This is a genomic window from Marmoricola endophyticus (genome assembly GCF_014644415.1).
In the GTDB taxonomy this organism is placed as follows: Bacteria; Actinomycetota; Actinomycetes; order Propionibacteriales; family Nocardioidaceae; genus Marmoricola; species Marmoricola endophyticus.
In genome coordinates, this window is sequence record NZ_BMKQ01000001.1 from 92,397 (window position 1) to 117,151 (window position 24,755).

Genomic DNA, 24,755 nt, shown 5'->3' on the forward strand with positions numbered 1-24,755 from the left:
CTATCCTCCCGATGGTGTTCTACGAACAGAACGTTCTGTAAACAGAACCTAGCCGAGGTGACCATCTGATGACCAGCGGTGCGCCGACCGGCACGCGGATCCGCGCCATCCGGCTCGCACAGGGTCTCTCCCTGTCGGCACTGGCCGCGGCGGCCGGGATCGGCAAGGGCACGCTCTCCGAGCTCGAGTCCGGCCGTCGCAACCCGACCCTGGACACGCTGTACGCGATCGCGGGACCGCTGGGCGTCCCCCTCGCCCACCTCGTGGCGGACGAGGACACCGAGGTGAGCGACGCGGCGCTGACCTCGTGGCGCCTGCACGTCCGCCAGGACGTCGATCGGACGACCGAGGTCTACCTGGTCACGGTGCGTCCCGGCGCTGCTCGGAGCTCACCGGCCCACGCGATCGGTGTCGAGGAGCAGCTGGTCGTCCTCGCGGGCGAGGGCTACCTCGAGACAGCGGGGGAGCGGACCCCGCTGGCTGCCGGGGTCCACCACCGGTGGCCGGCCGACGTGCCGCACGCGTACGTGTGCACGGGCGAGGAGGACCTGGTGGCGGTCGACGTCATCGTGACACCGACGTCCTGAGCGAACCAGAAGGCCCCCACCCCTGACGAGGTGAGGGCCTTCGAGCGGTGGTGCCCGCGTCAGTCGCTCGGCGGAAGCTCCTTGCGCACCGGAGGGTCGACCTCGTGACGCTCAGAGGCGATCCCGGCGAGCTCGGAGTCCGACTCGTGGTCGTGCTCCTCTGCGTGGTGGTGCGCCTCCTCCAGCTCGGCCGCGGTGGGCTTCTGGACGTTCGTGCCGTACCACGCCTGCGAGAGCCGAGCGCGGACCTTCTCGGCGCGCGACCCGGGGGCCTCGACGCCGTTCTCGTCCGTGGAGGACTCGATCTGGAAGATCTGGTCCCGCTCGCGTGCACTGATCGCGTACGCCTCGTCGACCGGGAGCGGCTGGTGACGCTCGCTGTAGCCACCCGATGCGTCCCGCATGATGATGCCGGTCTCGTAGCCGTGCAGCAGCTTCTCGTTGTCCTGACGCTGCAGCGAGATGCACCACCGCTTGGTGATGATGAACGCGATGACCGGGCCTACGAACACCGCCACCCGCAGGAAGTGGGTGATGGCGTTGATGCTCAGACCGAAGGTGATGGCGATGATGTCGTTGCCACCGGCGATCCAGAACAGCCCGTAGAAGGTCATCAGCGCGACCATCACCCCGGTGCGTGTCGGAGCGTCGCGGGGCCGCTGGAGCAGGTGGTGGTCCCGCTTGTCGCCGGTGATCCAGGACTCCACGAACGGCAGCGCCATCAAGATGCCGATGGCGAGGGTCGGGAGCAGGATGATCGGGATGAACACGTTCCACGACAGGGTGACGCCCCAGAAGTGCGACTCCCAGCCGGGCATGATGCGCAGCGCCCCGTCGGGCCAGCCCATGTACCAGTCGGGCTGCGACCCGGCGGTCACCTCGGCCGGGTTGTAGGGACCGTACCGCCAGATCGGGTTGATGGAGAGGAACGCACCCATCAGCGCGGTGACCCCGAAGACGATGAAGAAGAACCCGCCCGCCTTGGCGGCGTACACCGGCAGCATCGGGAAGCCGACGACGTTGTCGTTCGTCCGGCCGGGCCCGGGCCACTGCGTGTGCTTGTGGTAGACGAGCAGCAGCATGTGCGCGGCGATGAGGGCCAGGAGCAGGCCCGGGATCAGCAGCACGTGGATGGTGTAGAGCCTCGGGATGATCGAGTCGCCCGGGAACTCACCGCCGAAGAGGAAGAAGTTGACGTAGGTCCCCACGACCGGGATCGCCGCCACGAAGCCGTTGGCCGCGCGGATGCCGGTGCCGGAGAGCAGGTCGTCGGGCAGCGAGTAGCCCGTGAAGCCCTCGAGCGTCCCGAGGACGAGCAGCAGGACGCCGATGACCCAGTTGAGCTCACGCGGCTTGCGGAACGCGCCCGTGAAGTAGACGCGCATCATGTGCACGAGCATCGCGGCGATGAACAGCATCGCCGCCCAGTGGTGCATCTGACGCATCAGGAGCCCGGCGCGCACGTCGAACGAGATGTGGAGGGAGGAGGCGTACGCCTCGGAGACCTCGATGCCGTTGAGCGGCTCGTAGCTGCCGGAGTAGGTCGTCTCGCCCATGCTGGGCTTGAACCACAGCGTGAGGAACACGCCGGTCAGCAGCAGGACGACGAAGCTCCACAGCGCGATCTCGCCGAGCATGAACGACCAGTGGTCGGGGAACACCTTGCGGATGTTCTTCTTCATCGCACCGGCGAGGCCGAGCCGGGAGTCCGCCCAGTCGGCGACGCCCGCGACCTTGCTCGGCTTCTGCGAGCGCGCGGCCTTGGAGCCGTTGGTGGTGACTGCTTCGCTCATCGGTGATCAGCCTCGTTCCCAGAAGCTCGGGCCCACGGGTTCGGTGTAGTCGGACTGTGCCACCAGGTAGCCGTCGGGGTCGACCATCAGCGGCAGCTGGGGAAGCGCGCGGTTCGCCGGGCCGAAGATCACCTTGCCGTTGTCGGCCAGGTCGAAGGTCGACTGGTGGCAGGGGCACAGCAGGTGGTGGGTCTGCTGCTCCCACAGCGAGATCGGGCAACCCACGTGGGTGCAGATCTTGGAGTACGCCAGGATCCCGTCGATGCCCCAGTCCTCGCGCCCCTTCGAGGGGGTGATGTCGCTGGGCTCCATGCGGACGACGATGGTCGCGGCCTTCGCCTTCTCCTGCTGGAGCTCCACGCCCTCGGGGACCTCGAGCGGCTCCTCGCCACGGGCTTCGGCCTGGGCGGCGGTGAGGTCGTCACCGTCGGAGTCCTTGGGGTTGAACGGTCGGTAGAAGACGTCCGGCTGCGCGTTGACCAGCTGCCCGACCTGGAGGTCCTCAGGCTTGATCGGCGTGCCCGTGACGTCCTGGACGACACGCATCCACTTGCGCCAGACCGTGTGGTAGAGCTTGTCGCCGGGCAGCGGCCCGAGGTCGCGCAGCGCGATGATCGCCGGCACGCCCAGCAGCCCGGTCGAGAGCAGCAGCGTGTTGCGGATCAGCGGACGCCGGCCGATGCCGGACTGCTCGACACCCTCGGTGAGCGAGGCCACGGCCTCCTCGCGGTCCTCGTCGGAGGAGCGCGCCGGGTGGCGCATCTCGACGATCTCCTCGTCGCCCATCAGCTTGCGCGCCCACTGGATCGCGCCGACGCCGATCAGCAGGAGGGCCATGCCCAGGCAGAAGCCCAGCGCGACGTTGGACGCACCGAGGCCGAGCACCATCGTCGGGTCGTCACCGATGGCGAAGACGAAGTAGGAGACGCAGAACAGCACGGTGAAGACCGCCGACAGCAGAAACATGCCCGCGACCTGGCGCTCCGCACGACGCTCGGCCTTCTCGTCGACGTCGGTCGGCCGCAGCTCGTGGGGCGGCAGACCCGGGTCGGCGATCGGCTCCTCGGGCTCGTGCCGGACGACCCCGGAGTCGGGTCGGTTCTCGAGATCGGTCACTGCTGGCCTCCCTTGACGGCCTTCTTGGCACGAGCGGTGTGGGCCGCGATCCAGACGGCGAACCCGACGAGGACGCCGATCCCGACCAGCCAGGCGAACATGCCCTCGGAGACCGGACCCAGCGTGCCCATGGAGAAGCCTCCGTACTTGGGCGCGTCGTCGTTCTGCCGGAGGTAGGAGATGACGTCGCGCTTGTCCGCGGGGGTCAGCACGTCGTTGGAGAACACCGGCATCTGCTGCGGCCCCGTCAGGAGCGCCTCGAAGATGTGCTTGGAGCTGACGTCGGTGAGCTTGGGGGCGTACTTGCCGCCGGGCAGCGCGCCACCGGCGCCGGCGAAGTTGTGGCACGCGGTGCAGTTCGTACGGAAGATCGCGCCACCTCGGGAGACGTCACCCTCGTTGGGGTCGTACTCCTCGGACTCGGGGACGGCGGGGCCGGGGCCGAGCGACTGGACGTAGGCACCCAGCTGCTGGATCTCCTCCTTGGTGTAGGAGACCTTCTTGCGCGGAGCCTGCACCGTCGGACCGGCCAGGGGCATCCGGCCCGTACCGACCTGGAAGTCGACGGCGGCCGCGCCGACGCCGACCAGGGGAGGGCCGTAGTTGTTGCCGCGCTTGGTGGCGATGCCCTCGCCGTTCGCACCGTGGCACGACGAGCAGCCCACGAGGAACAGGGCGCGTCCGGCCGCGACGTCGTCGGCGTCGTTCGCCTTCTTGGTCTCGGCCTGCGCGGGGGAGAACAGCGCGAACAGCCCGCCGGTGAGCATGAGGGCGATGAGCAGGACGGCCGGACCGGCCAGCTTGCGGCGCCGGTGCCGGGAGAGGCCACCGGCCAGCCGCCGGGTGGTCTGCGAGAGGAGTCGCACGATCAGTCCTTCGGTCTCGTTCGGTGGGCTACTTGATGAGGTAGATCGTGGCGAACAGCCCGATCCACACGACGTCGACGAAGTGCCAGTAGTACGACACGACGATCGCGCTCACCGCCTGCTCGTGGGTGAAGCGCTTCGCGAGGAACGTGCGTCCCAGCACGAGCAGGAACGCGATCAGGCCGCCGGTCACGTGGATCCCGTGGAAGCCGGTGGTCAGGTAGAACATCGTGCCGTAGCTCGAGGCCGGGATGGTGATCCCCTCGTGCACGAGCTCGGCGTACTCGAAGGCCTGCCCCGCGACGAAGACGGCGCCCATCACGTAGGTGAGGACGAACCACTCGCGCAGTCCCCACTTGGTGAACTGCAGGAGGGTGCCGGAGCGGCCGGGGCGGCCCTTCTCGGCGGCGAAGACGCCCATCTGACAGGTCACCGAGGACAGCACCAGGATGGTGGTGTTGGTCGCCGCGTAGGGAACGTTGAGGTTCGCCGTGCTCTGCGACCAGAGCTCGGGGCTGACCGCCCGGATCGTGAAGTACGCCGCGAACAGTGCCGCGAAGAACATCAGCTCGCTGGAGAGCCACACGATGGTGCCCACCGAGACCATGTCGGGGCGGCCGTGGTGCCCGTGCAGGCGGGAGGCCGGGATGCTTGCTGTCGCCACGCGAACAGTATGAACCCGACGGCGGCGCTCGGCACGCCGACCCCCCGGCGTCGTCTCGCCCGGCGGCGCGGTCCGCGGTCACAGCCCCCACCGTGCCGCGGCGTGTCGGCGAAGCGCCTGCCCAGGGGTGTGGTCGCGAGCCGTCCCACGAGTCCCGGAACGCCGGAAGAAGGCCCCCAGGGGTGGCCCCGCGGTGCTGCGTAGGATCACGGTTGTGACTTCCGTCAAGCCGCTCCAGGTCCTTGTGTACTCCGACGACGTGCACACGCGCCGTCAGGTGATGCTCGCACTGGGGCGGCGGGTCCACCCGGACCTTCCGGAGCTCGAGTTCGTCGAGGTGGCCACCGAGCCCGTCGTGCTCCAGCAGCTGGACTCCGGCGCGATGGACCTGGTGATCCTCGACGGGGAGGCGGTCCCGGCCGGAGGGCTGGGGATCGCCAAGCAGCTCAAGGAGGAGATCTACCGGTGCCCGCCGGTGATCGTCCTGACCGGCCGCCCGCAGGACGCGTGGCTGGCCACCTGGTCACGGGCGGAGGCGGCCGTGCCGCACCCGCTCGACCCCGTGCAGGTCGCCGAGACCGTGGCCGACGTCCTGCGCGGGGGGACGCCGGCCGCGCTCGCCGCCGATGCCTGAGGCAGGGGCACGCGGTCCGGTCGGCGTGACCCCGGCGGTGGGCTCGTCGTGGCCCGAGGTGCTGACGTCGCTGATCGGCGGTGTCGACCTCACCGGCGGGCAGACGGCGTGGGTGATGTCGGAGATCCTCACGGGCAACGCGACGCCGGCGCAGATCGCGGGCTTCGCCGTCGCGCTGCGTGCGAAGGGGGAGACCGTCGAGGAGGTCGAGGGCCTCGTCTCGGCGATCTACGCGGCGGCCAGGCCGCTCACCGTGCCCGGCCGCGTGCTGGACGTGGTGGGCACCGGTGGTGACCGCTCGTTCTCGGTGAACATCTCGACGATGGCGGCGATCGTCGCCGCCGGTGCCGGCGTGACGGTCGTCAAGCACGGCAACCGCTCGGCCTCGTCGCGCTCGGGGAGTGCCGACGTGCTCGAGGTGCTCGGGGTACGCCTCGACCTCGACCCCGCGGACGTCGGCCGGATCGCCGTGGAGGCCGGGATCACGTTCGCGTTCGCGGCGGCGTTCCATCCTGCGCTCCGCCACGCAGCGGTGCCGCGCAGCGAGCTCGGCGTCGCGACCACGTTCAACCTGCTCGGGCCGTTGACCAACCCTGCGCGGCCGGCCAGCCAGGCGATCGGCTGCGCCGACCCGCTCAAGGCGCCGCTGCTGGCGGGCGTGTTCGCACGTCGCGGCACCGACGCGTGGGTGCTGCGCGGGGACGACGGGCTCGACGAGCTCACCACGACGACCACCAGCCGGATCTGGGAGGTCCGGGACGGCGAGGTGCGCGAGCACGTCGTCGACCCGGCCGCGCTGGGAGTCCCCGTGGCGACCGCCGAGCAGCTCCGCGGGGGGGACGCCGCCCACAACGCCGAGGTGGTCCGGCGGTTGCTCGCCGGTGAGCCGGGGCCGGTCAAGGACGCGGTGGTGCTCAACGCCGGTGCGGCGCTCGCCGTCCACGAGGCCGGCGAGGGGCCGCTCGAGGAGCGGCTGGCCTCCGGCGTGCAGCGGGCGGCCGAGTCGGTGGAGAGCGGTGCGGCGCAGCAGGTGCTGGAACGCTGGGTCGCCGCGTCGCGCGCGGCGTCCTAGCGTGTGTCTCCCCATCCTGGCCGTCCGCAACGCAGCCAGCGTGCGTGATGGGCGGCGGGCAGCAGGCCATGGATCGGGAGACATGGCCGAGGTCCGAGACCTGCCCTCGCTCCGGCTCAGTCGAGGCCGAGCGAGAAGGCCGACTCGAGGTCGTGGCGCGAGAAGGTGCGGTAGGCGATGTGGGTCTCGGTCGAGACGATCCCCGGGACCTTGTTGACCTTGTCGGCCACGACCGACGAGATCTCGTCGTGCTCTCGGACCCGGACCATCGCGATCAGGTCGATCTGACCGGTCACGGAGTAGACCTCGCTGACGCCGGGGACGGCGGCGATGGCCTCGGCGACCTCGGGGATCCGGGCGACGTCGGCGTTGACGAAGACGATGGCGGTGATCACGACGGCGACGCTACTCGGTCGCCGGCCCGCCCGGTCCGGTCGAGCAGTCAGCGCGTCGGCCGCTCCACGACGGGGAGCGAACGGCGCTCGTCGAAGGGGACCAGGTCGCGGCGCGAGGTCTCGACCGCGTCGAACAGGGCGAGCCGGCCGCCCGCACCGCGCACCGGGCAGGACCACTCGCCCTCGACGGCGACCAGGCGGACTCCGGGCTGCTCCAACCACCGCAGGACCTTCTCCGACTCCTCGGCCGTGGCGGCCGGGGTCGGCCCCGGGCCGGGCAGCACGGTCTCGCAGCTGGCTCGCAGGTCGCTCACCCAGTCGCCGGCGTGCGCCTCGCGCGGGATCCGCCCGGCACCGGCGAGTCGCCCGTGGCGAACGACATGGACCGACCAGCGGCCGTCGTCCTCGCGTCGGGCGGCGACGAGCTCCGGGCAGCGGGTGAGCGCGGAGAGCCGCTGGGTGCGCGAGGCGGCTCGTACGAACGCGGCGAGCCGGTCGCGGTGCAGCCGGGCCTCCTCGAAGCGCTGACGCTCGGACAGCGCGGCCATGCGCCGTCCCACGGCTGCGACGACATCGTCCGGGCGGTGCAGCAGCGCGTCGCGCAGGTCGGCCACGAGGAGGGCGTAGTCGGCGACCTCGACCGAGCCGTCGCACGGGGAGAGGCACCGGCCCATCTCGGCCAGTGCGCAGGCGGTCCGGTCGGGGCGCCGGGGCATCCGCCCGCCGCACTGGCGCACGGGGAAGGTCTCGTGGAGCGCCGCCAGGCACGCCTCGGCGGTCCGACGTGAGCGGAACGGGCCGAGGTAGTCGGCGCCCTTGCCCGCGTCGTCGCGCACGGTCCGGACCACGGAGAGCCTCGGCCACACCTCGTCGGTCAGCTTGATCCAGCAGACCTTGTCCGGGCGCCGGCTGCGGCGGTTGTACGGCGGCTCGTGGCTGGCGATCAGCCGGAGCTCGCGGACCTCGGCCTCCAGCGTCGTCGCGCACTCCACCGCGGAGACGCGCGCGGCGATCGCGACCATCTCGCCGATCCGCGAGCGGGTCTCGGAGGCGGTGAAGTAGCTGCGCACCCGGGTGCGCAGGTCGCGGGAGGTGCCGACGTAGAGGACCCGGTCGCGCTCGTCCCGGAAGAGGTAGACGCCCGGAGCGTGGGGCAGCGCCTCGGCGAGGTGGCGCTTGCGGCGCTGGGCGGCCGAGACCTTGGCAGAGAAGGTCTGCAGCTCCTCCAGCGTGTGGACGCCGAGGCCCCCGAGCCGTTCCATCAGCCCGTGGAGGACGTCGACCGTCGCCCGTGCGTCCGAGAGGGCGCGGTGGTTCGGGGTCGTCGTCGACCCGAAGGCACGGGCCAGCGAGCCGAGCTTGCAGTTGGGTGCGTCGTCCCGGGTGATCACCCGTCGGGCGAGCCGGGCGGTGTCGACCACCTCGAACGCCGGCCACGCGCGCTGCTGCTCGGCGGCGAAGTGCTTGAGGAAACCGACGTCGAACGGTGCGTTGTGGGCGACCAGCACGCACCCCTCCGCGAACTCCAGGAAGGCCGGCAGCACCGACTCGATCGACGGGGCCGAGGCCACCATCGAGTCGGTGATGCCGGTGAGCACGGCGATGAAGGCGGGGATGCCCCCGCGCGGGTTGACCAGGGTCTGGAACTCCCCGAGGACCTCCCCGCCCCGCACCTTGACCGCGCCGACCTCGGTGATCATCGAGCCGCCCGCCGCCGAGCCGCCGGTGGTCTCCAGGTCGACCACGCAGAAGGTCAGGTCGCTCAGCGGTCGGCCGATCTGGTCGAGCGTCATCTGGGTCGACTCCCGGGTCGACCTCCGGGTCGACGCGGTGCTCGTCGGGGACGTCGTCGTGCTCATGGCGGCGACGCTAGGCGCGGGGTCCGACAAGTCGGTGGCGGCGAGCCGCGACCCGCACGCCGGGTCCGCGGCTCCTCGGTTTCTGTCGGCGGCGGGTGCCAGCGTCCGGTACGAGCCGGTCGGGCAGGTGATGCCCGGGGCCGGACCGACAGATCACCCGGGCAGGGCCCGGGAGAGGAGTGACGCGATGACTGTGCGGATCGACTGCGACACGTGCCTGGTGCGTGGGCTGTCCTGCCACGACTGCGTGGTGACGGTCCTGCTGGGGCCCACGCCCGGACTCACCATCGACGACGACGAGCGCCAGGCGCTGGACGCGCTGGCCGGCTCAGGACTGGTGCCGCCGCTGCGGATGGTGCATGCCGTCGGAGGCCCCGAGGTGGAGTCCGCCTGAGCCGGTGCGCTGGTGCCGCTGGGACACATGTGGCGGGCTGCCATTCGTGCCCGATTCTGCCGCGTGACGTGTGCGCCAGGTCACCATCCACAGGTCGGCGGGGCCGGTTTGAGCGCGGCGGTCGGCTCCTCTAGTCTCACCGTGGCGTCCGCACCAGCACCTCAGACCGGAGGGGCTCGGGCGTCACGTCGAGTCCTCTGACGAGACCACCCCGAACGGGGTCGGTGCCGCGGAGGAGCCGGGGAACCAAGCACGTGGGGTGAATCCGGTGTGGCACGCGGTCCGAGACCGTGGAAGCACTGGTAGGGCGATCGTGCGTCCGAATCCGTCAGCTCACCTGGTAGGCGTCCACACGACGAAGGGGACCGTCCGCTCGTGATCGACGGCCGCAAGCGCACCTCCATCCGACCTGTCGCGGGTCTCGCCCTCGCCGCCTGTCTCGGCGGCCTCGGGCTCCACCTCGCCGCCCCCGCCTCGGCCGAGCCGAAGCTCGAGGACGTGCAGAAGAAGGTGGACCGGCTCTACCACCAGGCCGAGATCGCCTCCGAGAACTACAACGCGGCGAAGATCCAGCTCACCGACTCCCGCGACCGGCTCACCACGCTCCGCAAGGACCTCGCCAAGCAGCAGCGCGTCGTGGACTCGATGCGCGGCGGCGTCGCCTCGATGATGGTGCAGCAGTACCACGGCCAGGACCTGTCCACCGCCAGCCAGGTGGTCTTCGCCAAGGACCAGCAGCGGTTCGTCGACAACCTCAACGCCGCCTCGTCGTACAGCAGCCAGCAGGCCACCGCGATGAGCGACTACGACGCCGAGCTGGCGTCGCTGGCGCTGCGCAAGAAGGCGGCCGATGAGCAGGTGGCCGCGCTGGACAAGACGGAGGACGTGCTCCGCAAGCAGAAGTCGGTCGTCGACAGCAAGGCCGCCGAGGCCAAGACGCAGCTCGACTCGCTCAAGGCCGCCGAGCGGGCCCGGATGTCGGCCGCGGACAACGGCGCGGCCTTCGACGGCCCGCTGCCCGCCGCCAGCGGTCGGGCCGGTGCAGCCGTCCGGTACGCGCTCGCCCAGGTCGGCGACAGCTACGTCTGGGGCGCATCGGGCCCCAACGCCTTCGACTGCTCCGGCCTGATGATGGCCGCCTGGGGCCAGGCCGGCGTCGGCCTGCCGCACCAGTCCGGGGCCCAGATGGGGTCGGGCACGCCCGTCTCCCGCGACCAGCTCCAGCCCGGCGACCTGGTCTTCTACTACTCCCCGGTCAGCCACGTCGGCATGTACATCGGCAACGGCAAGATCGTGCACGCCGCGAACCCGCGCTCCGGCGTGGAGGTCTCGCCGGTCGACTCGATGCCGTACTCCGGCGCCACCCGCGTGGGCTGACGCTGAACCGACGTCCGCACCCCGTGGCCGGTCGCTCCCCTGAGGGAGCGGCCGGCCGCTCGCGTCCCGGCCGCCCGGTGCCCGGGCGACTGCTCCTCGCGATCTGCGTGCTGCTGTGCCTGGTTCTCGGCGCGTGCGGCGGCACCGAGATCACGCCGCCCCGAGCCGACGGAGACACCGCCACCCGTCAGGACGCAGCGGCCAGCGACCTGCTGGGCCAGCTCGCCGCGGCGGTGCGGCAGGCGGACGTCCCCGCCGCCGAGCGACTGGCGAGCTCCGGGGAACGCGACCGCGCGGCCGCGGTCGTACGCAATGCCGCGGCGCTGGGGCTGACCGACGTCCGGTTCCGCTACGTGTCCCGAACGGGCTCGGGCACGGACGACGGTGCGGGCGCCTCGGCGACCACGCAGTCCCAGGAGGACGACCGCACCTGGGACGCGACGGTAGCGGTCTCCTGGCGGCTGCCTGAGTACGACGACGCGCCGACCACGCTCTCGGCACGGTTCACCTTCGTCGCGCAGGGAGGCGGGGCCCGGCTGGTCGACACCGACGCGCCGGGGGAGCGGGGCGCGCTGTGGCTCAGCGGCCCGGCCGCCGTGGAGCGCACGTCCGACACGCTGGTCCTCGCGGCGGCGGGGTCGGCGGCCGGCACACCGGCCGTGCTGAGCGAGCGTGCCCGCCAGGCGGTCCGCGACGTCCGCAAGGTCCTCCCCGGGTGGAGCGGGCCGCTCGTGGTGGAGGCGCCGGACAGCGAGCAGGAGCTGGAGCGGCTGATCGGTGCACGACCGGGGAGCTACGCGGCGATCGCGGCCGTCACCACCACGGTCGACGGCAGCAAGGAGCCGGGCACACCCGTGCACGTCTACCTCAACCCGACGGTGTTCGGCGGGCTCGGGCCCCGGGGCAGCCAGGTGGTGCTCAGCCACGAGGCCACCCACGTCGCGACGAGGGCGAGCTTCGCCGACCTGCCCACCTGGCTGCTGGAGGGGTTCGCGGACTACGTCGCCCTCGCCCACGCGGACATCCCGTTCACGACGGCCGCCGGTCAGGTGCTGAGCCGGGTGCGCAAGGACGGTCCGCCGACGGCGCTGCCCGACGCCGACGACCTGGCTCCGAGCGCCAGCGGGTTGGGGGCGACGTACGAGGAGGCGTGGACCGCGTGCCGGTTCCTGGCGATGCGCTACGGGGAGCGGACGCTGGTCGACCTGTACGACGCCGTCACCGACGGCACCTCCGTCGCGGCGGCGTTCCGGAGCGTCGTGGGGACGAGCCAGCAGGCGTTCGAGCGGGCGTGGAGCGCCGACCTGGCGGCGCAGGCCGGTGACCGGTGACCGGTAGGGGGTGCCGGGAGTGACCTCGCGACGGTGGGCCGCTGTGGTGGTGCTCCTCGGACTGGTCGGCTTCGCGGTGGTCGCCGTCCTCCGCGTGCCGTGGGACCTGCTGCCCGACACGCGGTCGCTGCCCGCCGTACGCCCCTCGGAGGTCCTCGACCCCACGGTGCTGGCCCGGGCCACGCGCTACTCCGCCACCCAGCGGGGGCTCTCCCTGTCCTCGCTGGGGGTCTCGCTGCTGGTGGCGCTCGTGCTCGGGCTGACCCGCGTGGGCTCGCGCCTGCTCGGCCGTCTGCGGGGCTGGTGGTGGGTGCGCGTGCTGGTCGGGTCGCTGCTCCTGCTGCTCGTCGGCCGGGTGCTGACGCTGCCGTTCGCGCTGGCCAGCCGGCACGAGTCGCTGGAGGCAGGTCTCAGCCGGCAGGGTCTCGGCTCCTGGGTGCAGGACCAGGTCGTGGCGCTGGGGGTCACCACGGTCTACACCGCCGTCGCGGCGATCGTCCTGATCGGCCTCGCGCGCCGGGCTCCGCGCAGCTGGCCGGTCTGGTGTGCGCTGGTCTCCGCCGTCCTGGTGGTGCTCGGCTCGTTCGTCTACCCGGTGGTGGTCGAGCCGCTGAACAACCAGTTCGCGTCGCTCCCGGCGGGTCCACTGCGCGAGGGGGTGCTCCGCCTCGCCGACCGCGAGGGGGTCGAGGTCGACGACGTGCTCGTCGCGGACGCGTCACGTCGTACGACCACGTTGAACGCGTACGTGACCGGCTTCGGCGCCACGCGCCGGGTGGTGCTGTGGGACAACACCGTCCGCGACCTGCCGCGCGACCAGGTGCTGTCGATCGTCGCGCACGAGCTCGGGCACGCGAGGGACGACGACGTGCTGACCGGCACGCTGCTCGGAGCCTTCGGCGCCGTGCTCGGCGTCGGGCTGCTCGGGCTGCTGCTCCAGCCGGGCGAGCGGACCTCCTGGTGGGTGCGCCGGTCGGGCGCCGCGGGCCCGCACGACGTGCGGGTCCTGGCGCTGCTGCTCGCACTGACCTCGGCCGGCGAGCTGCTGGCGACGCCCGTCGAGGACACCGTCTCCCGCGCGCTCGAGGCACGCGCGGACCAGACCGCGCTGCGGGCCACGCGGGACCCGTCCGCCTTCGAGGCCATGCAGCGGCGTCTGGCCGCACAGTCGCTCGGGGACCCGGACCCGCCGCTGGTCTACCGGCTCGTCTTCGGCACCCACCCGACCACCGTGCAGCGGATCGGTGCCGCCCGTGCGTACGCCGAGGGAACGGTCAGGGCCGGTCGATGACCTCGTTGAGCAGCCCCATCCGCATCGCGGTGACCAGGGCCTGGGCGCGGTTGGCGGCGCCGAGCTTCTCGTAGATCTTCGTGATGTGCGACTTGGTGGCCGACTCGCTCATGTAGATCTTGCCGGCGATCTGGCTGACGCCGAGCCCGGCGGCGAGGAGCTCGAGGACCTCGCGCTCGCGCTCCTTCAGCTGCGGGGTCGTGGAGTTCATCTTGCGCATCATGGCCTCGCCCAGCCCGGCGCAGGTGAAGGTGCGCGGCGAGACGGCGGCGTGCCGGGCGGCCGCGACCACCTCGGTGCTGGGGGCGTCCTTCCCGACGAATGCCGAGGCGCCGGCGTCCATCGCCGCGAACAGCTGCTCGTCGCCGGCGTACATCGTCAGCACGACCAGGCCGATGTCGTCGCGCTGCTTGCGCAGGGTGCGGACGATGTCGAGGCCCGTCCCGTCGGGGAGCCGGACGTCGGTGACGACGACGTCGGGCTGAGCGCTGGAGGCGATGGCGAGCGCCTCGCGCACCGTGCCCGCCTCCCCGACCACGGTGAACTGGCCGGGCCCGGCGAACGCCCCGGCCAGACCGCTGCGGATCAGCTCGTGGTCGTCGACGAGGAGGACCGTGGTCATCGTCTGGTGCCTTCCGACTCGGTGAGGGGGTCGCGGTACGACGGCGGCCCAGAGCGCCGGGGTACGCGCCCGGGCATTCTCACACGACTCACGCGGACGGGAGGCGAACGCTCAGCCGCGTGCCGGGACCGCTGTCGCGGGCCCCGACGTCCAGCACGGCGCCCACGCGCTCCGCCCGCTCGCGCATGATCCGCAGGCCCTGGGAGTCCTCGCGCGGCGGCTGCATCCCGGCTCCGTCGTCGACGACCTCGATCTCCACCCGCGGCGGTCGCACGGTGCAGCTGACCCAGAGGTTGCGGCCCTCGGAGTGCTTGCGGGCGTTGTTCATCGCCTCCTGGGCGATCCGCAGCAGCTCGGCCTCCAGCTCGGGCCGCAGCCGGGTGGCGCCCTCGTCGAGGCGTACGTGCACGGTGAGGTCGGACCGCGAGCCGATCTGCCGGGCGTACGCCGAGACGCCCTGCCCGAGCCCCTCGCCGGCCCGCATCTCGTTGCGCAGGTCGTAGACCGAGGCCCGCAGCTCGGCCACCACCCGGGTCACCTCGGTGCGCAGCGCCACCAGCCGGTCGTGCTGGGTCGTGCTGCGGGTCTGGGCGGCGATCGAGTCGATGACGTAGCCCAGCGACGCGATGTCCTGCGCGACACCGTCGTGCACCTCGCGGGCCAGCCGGTTGCGCTCCTCGCTGGTCGCGGTCGCGCGGACGTTGTCGAACAGCAGCGCCGCCTGCAGCTGCAGCGCCCGGTCGCGCACGGAGGCCTGGAGCCGCTCCAGCGCGGAGCTCTCGGCCTCGTGGGTGAGCTGGACGACGAGGACGGCGACGGTGCGCTCCGGTGAGCGCACCGGGATCGCGGTGACGAGGTCGCGGGAGTGCAGCCGCTCGGTGGACCACACCTGCTCGACCAGCTCCTCGACGTCGCCGAACGCCGACGGCGCGCTGAACTCGGAGTAGCGCAGGGGGTAGACCCTGCCCTTGGCGCCGCGCGCGTAGACGACCGCCTGCTGCACGGGCAGCGAGACGTCGGCGTCGGTCATGATCTCCTCGGCGAGGTGGACCGGGTCCAGGCCTCGGCTGAGTCGCGAGCTGAGGGCGTCGAGCTGGCTGATCAGCGAGATCGCGTTGCGGTAGTTCGTCTGGTCGTCCTCGGTACGCCGTCGCACCACGCGGCCGATCGCGATGCCGATCAACCCGACCGGGAGGGCGGCCAGGGCGACTAGGGCGAACGGCATCAGGTTGCGGCCGGCGCTGTCCAGGGTCGTGCTCCCGGAGAAGGTGTCGGTCCGCCACCAGACCAGGGCGATCGTGGCGGCCTCGGCCACCAGGGTGACGGCGGGGACCACCCACGTCGCGCGCATCCCGGCGACGAGGACGGGGACGAGGAGGTACGGCAGCGCCAGCACGCAGTCCGGTGAGGCCAGGACGACGGCGAGGCTCGCCGCCACGCCCTCGACCACGGCGAGCAGGTCCTGACGGATCCGTGTGGTCAGTGAGAGCGTCGACACGACGGCGGCCACGACGAGGATCTCCACCAGCGGACGGACGTCGTCGGAACGGCCCAGGACGACGCTGAGCATCAGGAGCACGGCGAGGACGAGGAAGCGCACGGCCGTGCCGATGCGGGCCCGAACCTCGTTCATGAGGGCTGATGATCGCAGCACCGGTGGCAAAAGGGCTACGCCGACGCGCGAGGGACGGCTGGCACGCGGTGGGATCTGCTCACCGGTCGTACATCCGGGAGACGTCGTCGAGCGTCTCGCGCATCAGGACCGAGCGCCGCAGCTTGAGCGACGGGGTGAGCTGGCCGCCCTCCTCGGTCCACAGGACCGGCAGGACCGCGAACCGACGGACCGCCTCGGCGCGGCTCACCGACCGGTTCGCGTCGTCGACGCCCCGCTGGAGGTCGGCACGGAGGTCGGGGTCGTCGAGCAGGTCCTCGACCCGCTCGCCCGAGCGACCTCTCGACTCGCACCATGCGGCGAGTGCGTCGGGGTCGAGGGTGAGCAGCGCCCCGACGACCGGTCGTCCGTCGCCGACCACAAGGCACTGGTCGACCAGCGGGTGGGAGCGCAGGCGCTCCTCCAGCGCGGTGGGGGAGACGCTCTTGCCGCCGGCGGTGACGATGATCTCCTGCCGGCGACCGGTGACGCGGACGAACCCGTCCTCGTCGATCTCGCCGACCGTCGAGCGCCTCGGCCGTGCTCTCGGGGTCGTCCCAGTAGCCCGCGAACACCTGCGCGCCGCGGAACAGCAGCTCGCCGTCCTCGGAGACCCGGACCGCGGTGCCGGGCAGCGGACGTCCGACGGTCCCGATCCTCGTCGCACCGGGCGTGTTGACGGTCAGCGCGGCGGCGGACTCGGTCAGGCCGTAGCCCTCGAGCAGGTCGATGCCGACCCCTCGGTAGAAGTGCGCCAGCCGCTCGCCGAGCGGGGCGCCGCCGGAAACGGCGTAGCGGCAGGCGCCGCCGAGCCGGTCGCGCACCTGGCGGTAGACCGTGCGGTCGAAGCCGGCGTGACGCACCCGCAGGCGCAGCGGAACCCGACCCGTCGCGCCCACGTCGCTCCCGTCGCCCACAGCGCTGCGCGCCCGCGACCAGGCCATCGCGACCTCGACCGCGCGGGCGAAGCGGCGCCCGTCGCCGTCCGCGGTGGCGTCCTGCGAGGCCTGGTTGAACAGCATCTCGAAGATGCGGGGGACACCCAGCACGAAGGTGGGGGCGAAGGAGCGCAGGTCCTCGTCGAGAGCGGTGATCGAGGAGGTGTGCCCCGTGGCGACCCCCGCGCGTACGCAGGCCAGCTGCAGCACCCGTGGGAACACGTGGGCCAGCGGAAGGACCACGAGGGTCGAGGCGTCGTCGGCGGCGTACAGCGGCTCGAGGGCGTGCGTCGTGGCCTCGACCTCGAAGCGCAGGTTGCCGTGGGTGAGGGTGCAGCCCTTCGGCGCGCCGGTGGTGCCGGAGGTGTAGATCACCGTCGCGGGGTCCTCCGGACCCCGGGAGGTACGACGCGCCTCCAGCTCGTCGTCGGAGACGTCGCCGCCCAGCCGGGCGAGCAGGTCCAGTGCGCCCCCCTCGATCGCCCACACGTGGTGGAGGTCCTCGGCGCGGGCCCGGAAGGTGCCGACGTGGGCGGCGTGCGTCGCGTCCTCGACGACGAGGGCGCGCACACCGGCGTCGGTCAGCACGTGCTCGACCTGCGCCTGTGACGACGTCTCGTAGACCGGCACGCTGACCGCGCCGGCGTACCAGGCCGCGTAGTCGGCGACGACCCACTCCCACCGGGTCCGGGACCAGATCCCGACCCGGTCGCCGACCTCCACCCCGCTGGCGACCAGGCCCTTGGCCACGGCGCGCACCTGCTCGCGCAGCTCGAGCGCCGTCAGGTCGCGCCAGCCGGGCCCGTCCGGCGACGGCGCCGGTCGACGCACCAGCACCAGCTCAGGTGTCTCCCGGACGCGCTGCTCGAGGTCGTCGCTCAGGTTGCCGCTGGCCGGGACGTCGACGTCCGAGGCGGTGGCGTACTCCCGCACGCGAGCTCCCTTCCTCAGTGACGTACGCAGGTCCGCCGCGAGGCTACCGGGCCGGTGCAGCGGGATAGTGTGCGCGCATGGCCGACCAGACCAGCTCCAGCATCGTCGTCGAGGCCTCGCCGACCGAGGTCATGGACGTCATCGCCGACTTCGAGGCGTACCCCGAGTGGGCGGGGATGTCCGCGGTGACGGTCCTCGAGAAGGACGGTCCCCGGGCCGACAAGGTCGCCTTCGAGCTGGACGCCGGGCCGATCAAGGACGCGTACACGCTCGTCTACGACTGGCACGACGACACCTCGGTCTCGTGGACCCTGGTGGAGGGCAAGCTGATCACCGCGCTCGACGGGGAGTACGTCCTCAGCGCGCGGGGCGGCGCCACCGAGGTCACCTACCGGCTCGCCGTGGACATCAGCATCCCGATGATCGGCATGCTGAAGCGGCGCGCGGAGAAGGTCATCATCGACACCGCGCTCAAGGGCCTGAAGAAGCGCGTGGAGTCCCGCTGACGGCCCCGACCGCGGGCCGGGTCGGGCACACCCCCAGGGTCCTCCTGCTGACCGGCAAGGGAGGGGTCGGCAAGACGACGGTCGCGGCCGGGACCGCCGCGCTGGCCGCACGGTCGGGTCGCCGGACCCTGGTGATGTCGACCGACGCGGCACACTCGCTGGCCGACGCGTACGGCCTGAGCGGCGCCGGCTCCGATCCCGTCGAGGTCGAGCCCGGGCTCTGGGTGCAGCAGGTCGACACCCAGCGCGAGCTCGAGCGCTCCTGGTCGGAGGTGTCGGGCTACCTGCGCGCGGTGCTCGACGCGGCCGGGGTCGACCACCTGACCGCCGAGGAGCTCACCGTCGTCCCCGGGCTGGAGGAGGTGCTGGCGCTGCTGGAGCTGCGCGCCCACGTCCGCCAGCAGCACCGGTCGGGCGGCGGGCCGTGGGACGTCGTCGTCGTCGACTGCGCGCCGACCGCGGAGACGCTGCGTCTGCTGGCGCTGCCGGAGGCGCTGCGGTGGTACCTCGACCGGGTGGGCGGTCCCGAGCGTCGGCTGCTCAAGGCGTTGCGCCCCGTCGTCGGGCGGGCCACCGGGCTGCCCGTCCCCGGCGACGAGGTGATCTCGGCGGTCGAGCGGCTCCAGGCCGACCTGCTGGAGGTACGACGGCTCCTCGTCCGGCCGGAGTCGTCGGTACGCCTGGTGCTCACTCCCGAACGGGTCGTCCTGGCCGAGGCCCGGCGGTCGCTGACCACGCTGTCCCTGCTCGGCTACCGGGTCGACGGGGTGGTCGCCAACCGGGTCTTCCCCGCCGGCGCCGGGGCCTGGGCCGACGGGTGGCAGGCGGCACAGGCCGAGGTGCTGGCCGAGGTGCACGACTCGTTCGCCCCGCTGCCGGTGTGGACGTCGTCGTACGCCGCCGCCGAGCCGGTCGGGCCCGACGCCGTGGCGTCCGTGGCGCAGGACGCCTATGCCTCCCGCGGCACGGAGGACCCCTTCGCGGTCCCCGAGGGCCCCGGTCCCGTCCGTGTCCGTCGCCTCGGTGCGACCGGCCCCGGCGAGCGGCGAGGTGCCGAGCTGCGGGTGTCGCTGCCCTTCGTCGCCACCGGCGACGTCGACCTCGCCCGGCACGGGGAGAGCCTCGTCGTGACGGTCGGCGCCTACCGCCGGGTGCTCACCCTGCCGGCGTCGCTCGCCCGGTGGCCGGTGTCGGGTGCCACGGTCGACGACGGCGTGCTGCGGGTACGGTTCCGCGAGGCCGCCGCAGCCGCGGCGGCCGAGGACGACGTACCCGAGCAGGGGGAGGAGCAGCCGTGGTGAACGACGAGCCCGACGAGTCCTCCCGGCACTCCGCCGGCGAGGACGGTGGTCCGGAGGTGGGGTCCGTCGGCGAGGAGGCCGTCAAGCTCCTCGGCGCCCTGTCCCAGTGGGCGCGCGAGCAGTCGCAGGAGCAGGGAAGGGCCGCGCACGCCGTGGCCGACCACGTCGCCGACGCCGCCCGCGACGTCGACGCGCACCTCGCCACCGACTCCGCGGAGTGCCGCTGGTGCCCGGTCTGCCGGGTCGTCCACGCCGTGCGGCAGACCAGCCCGGAGGTCCGCGACCACCTGGTCTCCGCGGCCGGTTCCCTGCTGGAGGCCGCCGCCGGGCTGCTCGCCACGCACGTGCCGCAGGAGGGTCGTACCGGACCGGGACCGCAGGACGGCGTCGAGCACATCGACCTCGGGTCCGGGTCCGAGGAGGACTGGGACGTCGAGGACGACCGGTCGTGAGCCCGGCGGGGACGCCGGGGGACGGCACGGGGGTGCGGGTCGGTGTCGACATCGGCGGCACCAAGATCCTCGCCGGTGTGGTCGGGTCCGAGGGCCGGGTGGTCGACAGCGAGGGTCGTGAGACTCCGCACCGCACCGCGCCGGCCGATGTGGTGGAGGGCCTGATCGCCGACGCGGTCGCGGCGCTCCAGCACCGTCACGCCGTCGAGGCGGTGGGGATCGCGGCCGCCGGCTTCGTCGACGCGGCGGGCAGCCGGGTGATGTTCGCCCCGCACCTGTCCTGGCGCGACGAGCCGCTGCGCGACCGCCTCGGCGCGCGGCTGGGGCTGCCGGTGACGGTCGCCAACGACGCCAACGCGGCGCTGTGGGCCGAGCACGTCCACGGCCGGGCCCGTGGTGCGCGCGACGTCGTGATGGTGACGCTCGGGACCGGGATCGGCGGTGCGCTGATGATCGACGGGCGGTTGCACGTCGGGCGCAACGGGATGGCCGGCGAGTTCGGCCACATCCGGGTGGTCCCGGACGGTCGCCCCTGCGAGTGCGGGCACACCGGGTGCTGGGAGCAGTACTGCTCCGGCAAGGCGCTGGCCCGGTTCGCCGCCGACGCCGGGTCCCCGCTGAGCGGGCCGGCGCTGACGGAGGCGGCCGAGCGTCGCGACCCGGTCGCCCGTGGCGCCTACCTCGAGGTGGGGCGCTGGCTCGGGACGGGCCTGGCCGACCTCGTCGCAGGGTTCGACCCGGAGCTGGTCCTCGTCGGCGGCGGCGTCTCTGCCGCCGGTGAGCTGCTCCTCGAGCCCGCGCGCCGGGCCCTGCACGAGGCACTCGTGGGCAGCGGCCACCGCTCGGAGCCGGAGCTGAGCGTCGCGACGCTCGGGCCGTACGCCGGTCTGGTGGGCGCCGCGGAGCTCACCAGGCTCTGAGGCTCGGTCGCCTCAGACGACCGCGCCGTCGTCCCAGTCGTCGTCGTCGCCACCGCGTCGCATCGTGGCCACCAGGTAGCCGAAGCCGCCGAGGAACCACACCAGCATCAGCAGGCTGGCCCAGGTCGGGACGACCACGTGGAGGACCACGAGGACGAGCAGCAGGACCGGCACGCCGAGGACGCCGACCCAGGCCAGCAGCCGACGGGGCTCGGGCAGCGGGGTGGGAGCCGGCACCGGAGGCTCGAAGCGCTCCTCGCCCAGGTGCCGCGCGACCCACGGGTCCAGCGGGGGCGGGTCGAAGAGCCGTGGGTCGACAGGATGCTCGGTCCGGCGGGGCGGGTCGTCCGCCTCGGCGTCGGTCGCCGGCTCGTCGTTCCCGTGCGGCTGAGCGTCCGGCTCCTCGAGCGAGGCCCGCTCGCCGTAGTTCGCCACGATGGAGCGCCACGCGGCGTCCTCGTCGGCACCGTCCTCTCGTCCGCTCACGCCGACCATCCTGCCCCTCGCCGGGTGAGCCTGTCAGCCGGTGACCCGGCGGACGAAGTCGACGGACTCGGCGAAGACCAGCTCGGCGTCGTTGTCCAGCGTCGCGACGTGGTAGCTGTCCTCGAGGACGTGCTCCTCGACGTCGCGGGAGCTGACCCCGGCCAGGATGTCGCGCGTGGACTGCTCGTCGACGACGTGGTCCTCCCGCGAGCGCCAGACCAGCAGCGGCTGGGTCACCTCGGGCAGGGCGGCCCGGACCTGCCGCCACCCCTGCACCATCGAGTGGAGGGCCTTGAGCGGCACCCGGTCGTACGCACTCTCGGCGACGCCCGGCTTCTTGATGTCACCGCCGAGTCCCGGCATCGAGCCGAGCACCCACTTCAGCAGCGGCACCGCCAGGAGCTGCTTGTTCTGGCTGGAGACCGCGGCGTTGACCACCATCACCCCTGCGACGTCGCGCGGGTGGCGCGCGGCCAGCAGGAGCGAGAGCCCGCCGCCCATCGAGAGCCCGCCGACCACGACCACGTCGGTGCGTGAGCGCAGCTCGTCGTAGGCGCTGTCGAGCGCGGCGTACCACTGGTCGTAGCCGGTCCGGTTCATCTCCTGCCAGGTGGTGCCGTGCCCGGGCAGGAGGGGTACGGAGACGGCGAAGCCCTGCGCGGCGAGGTGGCGGCCCCACGGGTTCATCGACCCGGGGCTGCCGGTGAAGCCGTGGCACAGCAGCACCCCGGTGGTACGGCCCGACGCGTCGGGTCGGCCGGGTGCGGTGAAGGGTTCCGGGTCGTGGAGCGGCATGGCGGTGGGGGTCCTCGTCGACTCGGCGGGACACGGCGTACGAGCCGCGGCGGCAGGGTGTCGCGATGGTGTCACGGCGGTCGCTCCAGCGGCTAGGGTTCGGGTGGTCGTACGGACGAGACGGGGTCGGAGGCATCGTTGTTCTACTGGTTCTTGAAGTGGGTGGCGATCGGTCCGCTGCTCCGTCTGGTGTTCCGCCCCCAGACCGAGGGCATCGAGAACGTCCCCGACGAGGGTCCGGCACTGCTCGTCTGCAACCACCTGTCGTACGCCGACTGGCTCTTCATGCCGTTGACGCTGCCGCGGCGGGTGACCTTCGTGGCGAAGGCGGAGTACTTCACCACGCCGGGTCTCAAGGGGTGGTTCCAGCGCAAGTTCTTCGCCGGCGCCGGGCAGGTGCCGATCGACCGCTCGGGCGCCAGCGCCGCCGAGGGTGCGCTCACGTCGGCGCAGCGCGTGCTCGACAAGGGTGAGCTGTTCGGGATCTTCCCCGAGGGCACGCGCTCCCACGACGGGAAGCTCTACCGCGGGAAGACCGGCGTCGCCCGGCTCGCGCTCCTGACCGGGGTGCCGGTGATCCCGACCGCCGTGGTCGGTACCGACGTGGTCGCCCCGCCGGGCAAGAAGTTCGGCCGCGTGACGCGGCCGGTCGTGCGCTTCGGCCGGCCCCTGGACTTCTCCCGCTACGAGGGCCTGGAGAACGACCGCTACATCCTGCGGTCGGTCACCGACGAGATCATGTACGAGATCATGACCCTCTCCGGCCAGGAGTACGTCGACCTCTACGCGACGCGGGCGAAGGAGCAGGCCAAGGAGCGCGCCAAGGAGGCCAAGGACGACGAGTCCTCGGCCGCGGAGCGGTCGCGCGCGTCGTGACCGGTCCCGCCGGTGCCGCGACCGGCACCGTCCAGGACTCGATGTTCCGGGCGCTCGCCGTCCTGCGGGTGGTGCTGCTGGTCAACGCGCTCGGCCTGGGGTGGTACCGCCGCGCCGGCCTCGACCACCCGGGCGCCGCCCTGGCCTTCTTCGTGGTGCTGGCGGCGTGGACGGTCGTGGCCACCTGGGCGTACGCCGCGCCGCGGCGACGGGGGGCCACGCTGCTGCTGCTCGACCTCGCGGTCGCGCTGCTCGGCATCGGTCTGACCCCGTGGATCAAGGGGCTGGACTTCGGCGCGACGCTCCCGGGGTTCTGGGTGATGGTCGTGGTGCTGGCCTGGGCGGTGCTCTGGGGCTGGCCCGGCGGTCTGGTGGCCGCGGCGGCGATCAGCGTCTCCGACATCGCGGCGCGGGCGAGCATCGACCAGTCCGACTACGGCAACGTCTTCCTGCTGCTCGTCGGCGGCGCTCTGGTCGGCTTCCTGTGCGACCTGCTGGGGCGGGCCACGCGCGAGCGCGACGCCGCCGAGCGCGCCGCCGCGGTCGCCGAGGAGCGGGCTCGGCTGGCCCGGGTCGTGCACGACGGTGTCCTGCAGGTGCTGGCGCTCGTCCAGCGTCGTGGCGCCGAGATCGGTGGCGAGACGGCCGAGCTGGCCCGGCTCGCCGGCGAGCAGGAGGTGGCGCTGCGCGCGCTGGTGCAGCGTCGCGAGCCCGCCCCGGCGTACGACGTCGCGGCCGGCGACGAGGTCGACCTCGCCGAGCTGGTCGGCGCCCTGCAGGCGCGTCCGGCGCCGCGCGTGCAGGTGGCCGTACCGGGTGGCCGGGTCCCGATGACGCGGGAGCGGGCCGAGGAGCTGGTCGCGGTGGCCGGCGCGTGCCTGCACAACGTGGTGGACCACGTGGGGGCCGAGGCGACGGCCTGGGTGCTGCTGGAGGACCTGGAGGACGAGGTGGTGCTGACGGTGCGCGACGACGGGCCCGGGATCGCGGACGGCCGGCTCGACGCGGCGGCCGCCGACGGCCGGCTCGGGGTCTCGGAGTCCATCCGCGGCCGGACCGGCTACCTCGGTGGGACCGCGACGCTGCACAGCTCGCCCGCCGAGGGCACCGAGTGGGAGATCCGGGTCCCACGGGGGGACGCCTCGGCAGCGTGGCTGCTGGGAGGAGGGCGACGATGAGCGACCCGGTGCGGTCCGGGCCCGACGAGGGCACGCTGCGGGTGATGGTCGTCGACGACCACCCGATGTGGCGCGACGCCGTCGTGCGCGACCTCGAGGAGGCGGGGCTGCAGGTCGTGGCGACCGCGGCCACGGGGCAGGAGGTGCTGGCACGCTTCCCCGCCGCGCGTCCGCAGGTGGTCGTGCTGGACCTGCAGATCCCCGAGCCCGACGGCGTGGCCGTGGCCGGAGAGCTGGTCGCGCTCGACCCGACGGTCCGGATCCTGGTGCTGTCCGCCTCGGGGGAGCAGGAGGACGTCCTCGAGGCGGTGAAGGCCGGCGCCACCGGCTACCTCGTGAAGTCCGCCTCCAGCACCGAGCTGGTCGAGGCCGTCCGCCGGGTGGGGCAGGGCGACGCGGTGTTCACGCCCGGGCTGGCCGGTCTGGTGCTGGGGGAGTACCGCCGTCTCGGTGAGGCCGCGCACGCCGGCGGGGCCGTACCCAGCCAGGAGGACGACCGGCCGCAGCTGACCGAGCGGGAGACCGAGGTGCTGCGGATGGTGGCCAAGGGCCTGTCGTACAGGGCCATCGCCGAGCGTCTCTTCCTCTCGCACCGCACCGTGCAGAACCACGTGCAGAACACGCTGCGCAAGCTGCAGATGCACAACCGGGTCGAGCTGGTCCGGTACGCCATCGAGCAGGGGCTCGACGACGAGATCGACCCCTGAGAGGGGTGCCC

25 protein-coding genes, 1 pseudogene and 1 riboswitch are annotated in these 24,755 nt (G+C 72.8%); of the genes and pseudogenes, 14 read left to right on the plus strand and 12 right to left on the minus strand.

Going from position 1 to position 24,755, the window contains the following annotated elements:
* The first annotated feature begins 68 nt into the window (after positions 1–68).
* The gene (locus IEX42_RS00500) at positions 69–587 is read left to right on the plus strand and encodes a helix-turn-helix domain-containing protein (protein ID WP_188777240.1); all 519 of its coding nucleotides are present in this window, start codon (positions 69–71) and stop codon (positions 585–587) included.
* A 59-nt stretch (positions 588–646) separates the two neighbouring features.
* Here IEX42_RS00500 and qcrB read toward each other — a convergent pair whose 3' ends face one another.
* Genes qcrB through ctaE form a run of 4 tightly spaced genes read right to left on the minus strand, consistent with a single transcriptional unit; the run spans position 647 to position 5,026 of the window.
* Positions 647–2,380, minus strand: coding sequence for a cytochrome bc1 complex cytochrome b subunit (gene qcrB / locus IEX42_RS00505; protein WP_188777241.1), 1,734 nt, complete (start codon positions 2,378–2,380; stop codon positions 647–649).
* A 6-nt stretch (positions 2,381–2,386) separates the two neighbouring features.
* On the minus strand, positions 2,387–3,496 hold the full coding sequence (qcrA, locus tag IEX42_RS00510) for a cytochrome bc1 complex Rieske iron-sulfur subunit (protein ID WP_188777242.1): 1,110 nt from the start codon (positions 3,494–3,496) through the stop codon (positions 2,387–2,389).
* A complete protein-coding gene (gene qcrC / locus IEX42_RS00515; protein ID WP_444543233.1) occupies positions 3,493–4,362 on the minus strand; it encodes a cytochrome bc1 complex diheme cytochrome c subunit in 870 nt (289 codons plus the stop codon). Before qcrC ends, qcrA begins: the two co-directional genes overlap by 4 nt.
* Positions 4,363–4,390: 28 nt before the next feature.
* Positions 4,391–5,026, minus strand: coding sequence for an aa3-type cytochrome oxidase subunit III (gene ctaE, locus IEX42_RS00520; protein WP_188777245.1), 636 nt, complete (start codon positions 5,024–5,026; stop codon positions 4,391–4,393).
* A gap of 214 nt (positions 5,027–5,240) precedes the next feature.
* Between ctaE and IEX42_RS00525 the strand changes: the two genes are divergently transcribed.
* Entirely contained in the window at positions 5,241–5,660 is a 420-nt protein-coding gene (locus tag IEX42_RS00525; protein WP_229660467.1) for an Rv3143 family two-component system response regulator, read from the plus strand.
* Entirely contained in the window at positions 5,653–6,732 is a 1,080-nt protein-coding gene (trpD, locus tag IEX42_RS00530; RefSeq protein ID WP_188777247.1) for an anthranilate phosphoribosyltransferase, read from the plus strand. The genes IEX42_RS00525 and trpD overlap by 8 nt, the downstream gene beginning before the upstream one ends.
* 116 nt (positions 6,733–6,848) lie before the next feature.
* Here the strand turns inward: trpD and IEX42_RS00535 are convergent, their stop codons facing one another.
* Both IEX42_RS00535 and IEX42_RS00540 read right to left on the minus strand, forming a co-directional pair.
* Positions 6,849–7,127, minus strand: a complete 279-nt coding sequence (locus tag IEX42_RS00535) for an Lrp/AsnC family transcriptional regulator (RefSeq protein WP_188777249.1) — start codon at positions 7,125–7,127, stop codon at positions 6,849–6,851.
* Positions 7,128–7,174: 47 nt separating this feature from the next.
* Complete coding sequence (locus IEX42_RS00540; protein ID WP_188777251.1) at positions 7,175–8,986, minus strand: DEDD exonuclease domain-containing protein; 1,812 nt, start codon at positions 8,984–8,986, stop codon at positions 7,175–7,177.
* Positions 8,987–9,173: 187 nt separating this feature from the next.
* On the opposite strand from IEX42_RS00540, the gene IEX42_RS00545 reads away from it, so the two are divergent.
* From IEX42_RS00545 to IEX42_RS00560, 4 genes are all read left to right on the plus strand, one after another.
* A complete protein-coding gene (locus IEX42_RS00545; protein ID WP_188777253.1) occupies positions 9,174–9,380 on the plus strand; it encodes a hypothetical protein in 207 nt (68 codons plus the stop codon).
* A 209-nt stretch (positions 9,381–9,589) separates the two neighbouring features.
* Positions 9,590–9,742: riboswitch (cyclic di-AMP (ydaO/yuaA leader) on the plus strand.
* A gap of 13 nt (positions 9,743–9,755) precedes the next feature.
* Positions 9,756–10,757, plus strand: a complete 1,002-nt coding sequence (locus tag IEX42_RS00550) for a C40 family peptidase (protein ID WP_229660468.1) — start codon at positions 9,756–9,758, stop codon at positions 10,755–10,757.
* A 23-nt stretch (positions 10,758–10,780) separates the two neighbouring features.
* Complete coding sequence (locus tag IEX42_RS00555) at positions 10,781–12,088, plus strand: gluzincin family metallopeptidase (protein ID WP_188777255.1); 1,308 nt, start codon at positions 10,781–10,783, stop codon at positions 12,086–12,088.
* A gap of 19 nt (positions 12,089–12,107) precedes the next feature.
* A complete protein-coding gene (locus IEX42_RS00560) occupies positions 12,108–13,379 on the plus strand; it encodes a M48 family metalloprotease (RefSeq protein ID WP_229660469.1) in 1,272 nt (423 codons plus the stop codon).
* On the opposite strand, the gene IEX42_RS00565 is transcribed toward IEX42_RS00560, so the two are convergent.
* The 4 genes and pseudogenes from IEX42_RS00565 to IEX42_RS00575 form a co-directional block, all read right to left on the minus strand.
* Positions 13,363–14,001: a response regulator transcription factor gene (locus tag IEX42_RS00565; protein WP_188777259.1), complete on the minus strand. Its 639-nt coding sequence runs from the start codon at positions 13,999–14,001 to the stop codon at positions 13,363–13,365. The two genes, IEX42_RS00560 and IEX42_RS00565, sit on opposite strands and share 17 nt — an antisense overlap.
* Positions 14,002–14,089: 88 nt before the next feature.
* Positions 14,090–15,634 (minus strand): sensor histidine kinase, encoded by a 1,545-nt coding sequence (locus tag IEX42_RS00570; RefSeq protein WP_188777262.1) that lies wholly within the window; start codon positions 15,632–15,634, stop codon positions 14,090–14,092.
* Between the two features lie 79 nt (positions 15,635–15,713).
* On the minus strand, positions 15,714–16,319 hold the full coding sequence (locus IEX42_RS18350; protein WP_444543248.1) for a hypothetical protein: 606 nt from the start codon (positions 16,317–16,319) through the stop codon (positions 15,714–15,716).
* A pseudogene (locus tag IEX42_RS00575) lies at positions 16,270–17,523 on the minus strand (AMP-dependent synthetase/ligase); the annotation flags it as partial. The pseudogene IEX42_RS00575 and the gene IEX42_RS18350, both read right to left, overlap by 50 nt.
* Before the next feature lie 77 nt (positions 17,524–17,600).
* On the opposite strand from IEX42_RS00575, the gene IEX42_RS00580 reads away from it, so the two are divergent.
* From IEX42_RS00580 to IEX42_RS00595, 4 genes are read left to right on the plus strand one after another with little or no spacing between them, the layout of a single operon-like run.
* Positions 17,601–18,029 (plus strand): SRPBCC family protein, encoded by a 429-nt coding sequence (locus IEX42_RS00580; RefSeq protein ID WP_188777264.1) that lies wholly within the window; start codon positions 17,601–17,603, stop codon positions 18,027–18,029.
* Between the two features lie 47 nt (positions 18,030–18,076).
* Positions 18,077–19,330, plus strand: coding sequence for an ArsA family ATPase (locus IEX42_RS00585; RefSeq protein ID WP_229660933.1), 1,254 nt, complete (start codon positions 18,077–18,079; stop codon positions 19,328–19,330).
* Positions 19,327–19,782 carry a hypothetical protein gene (locus tag IEX42_RS00590; RefSeq protein WP_188777265.1) on the plus strand — a complete coding sequence of 152 codons (456 nt, stop codon included), beginning with the start codon at positions 19,327–19,329 and terminating at the stop codon, positions 19,780–19,782. The genes IEX42_RS00585 and IEX42_RS00590 overlap by 4 nt, the downstream gene beginning before the upstream one ends.
* On the plus strand, positions 19,779–20,702 hold the full coding sequence (locus IEX42_RS00595) for an ROK family protein (RefSeq protein ID WP_188777267.1): 924 nt from the start codon (positions 19,779–19,781) through the stop codon (positions 20,700–20,702). The genes IEX42_RS00590 and IEX42_RS00595 overlap by 4 nt, the downstream gene beginning before the upstream one ends.
* A 12-nt stretch (positions 20,703–20,714) precedes the next feature.
* Here IEX42_RS00595 and IEX42_RS00600 read toward each other — a convergent pair whose 3' ends face one another.
* A complete protein-coding gene (locus tag IEX42_RS00600) occupies positions 20,715–21,188 on the minus strand; it encodes a hypothetical protein (protein WP_188777269.1) in 474 nt (157 codons plus the stop codon).
* Positions 21,189–21,221: 33 nt separating this feature from the next.
* Positions 21,222–21,983, minus strand: a complete 762-nt coding sequence (locus tag IEX42_RS00605) for an alpha/beta hydrolase (protein WP_188777271.1) — start codon at positions 21,981–21,983, stop codon at positions 21,222–21,224.
* Between the two features lie 138 nt (positions 21,984–22,121).
* Here IEX42_RS00605 and IEX42_RS00610 point away from each other — a divergent pair, with 138 nt between their 5' ends.
* From IEX42_RS00610 to IEX42_RS00620, 3 genes are read left to right on the plus strand one after another with little or no spacing between them, the layout of a single operon-like run.
* The gene (locus tag IEX42_RS00610; protein WP_188777273.1) at positions 22,122–22,859 is read left to right on the plus strand and encodes a lysophospholipid acyltransferase family protein; all 738 of its coding nucleotides are present in this window, start codon (positions 22,122–22,124) and stop codon (positions 22,857–22,859) included.
* Positions 22,856–24,037 (plus strand): MacS family sensor histidine kinase, encoded by a 1,182-nt coding sequence (gene macS, locus IEX42_RS00615; RefSeq protein ID WP_229660471.1) that lies wholly within the window; start codon positions 22,856–22,858, stop codon positions 24,035–24,037. Before IEX42_RS00610 ends, macS begins: the two co-directional genes overlap by 4 nt.
* Complete coding sequence (locus IEX42_RS00620; protein ID WP_188777275.1) at positions 24,034–24,744, plus strand: response regulator; 711 nt, start codon at positions 24,034–24,036, stop codon at positions 24,742–24,744. Before macS ends, IEX42_RS00620 begins: the two co-directional genes overlap by 4 nt.
* The last annotated feature ends 11 nt before the right edge of the window (positions 24,745–24,755 follow it).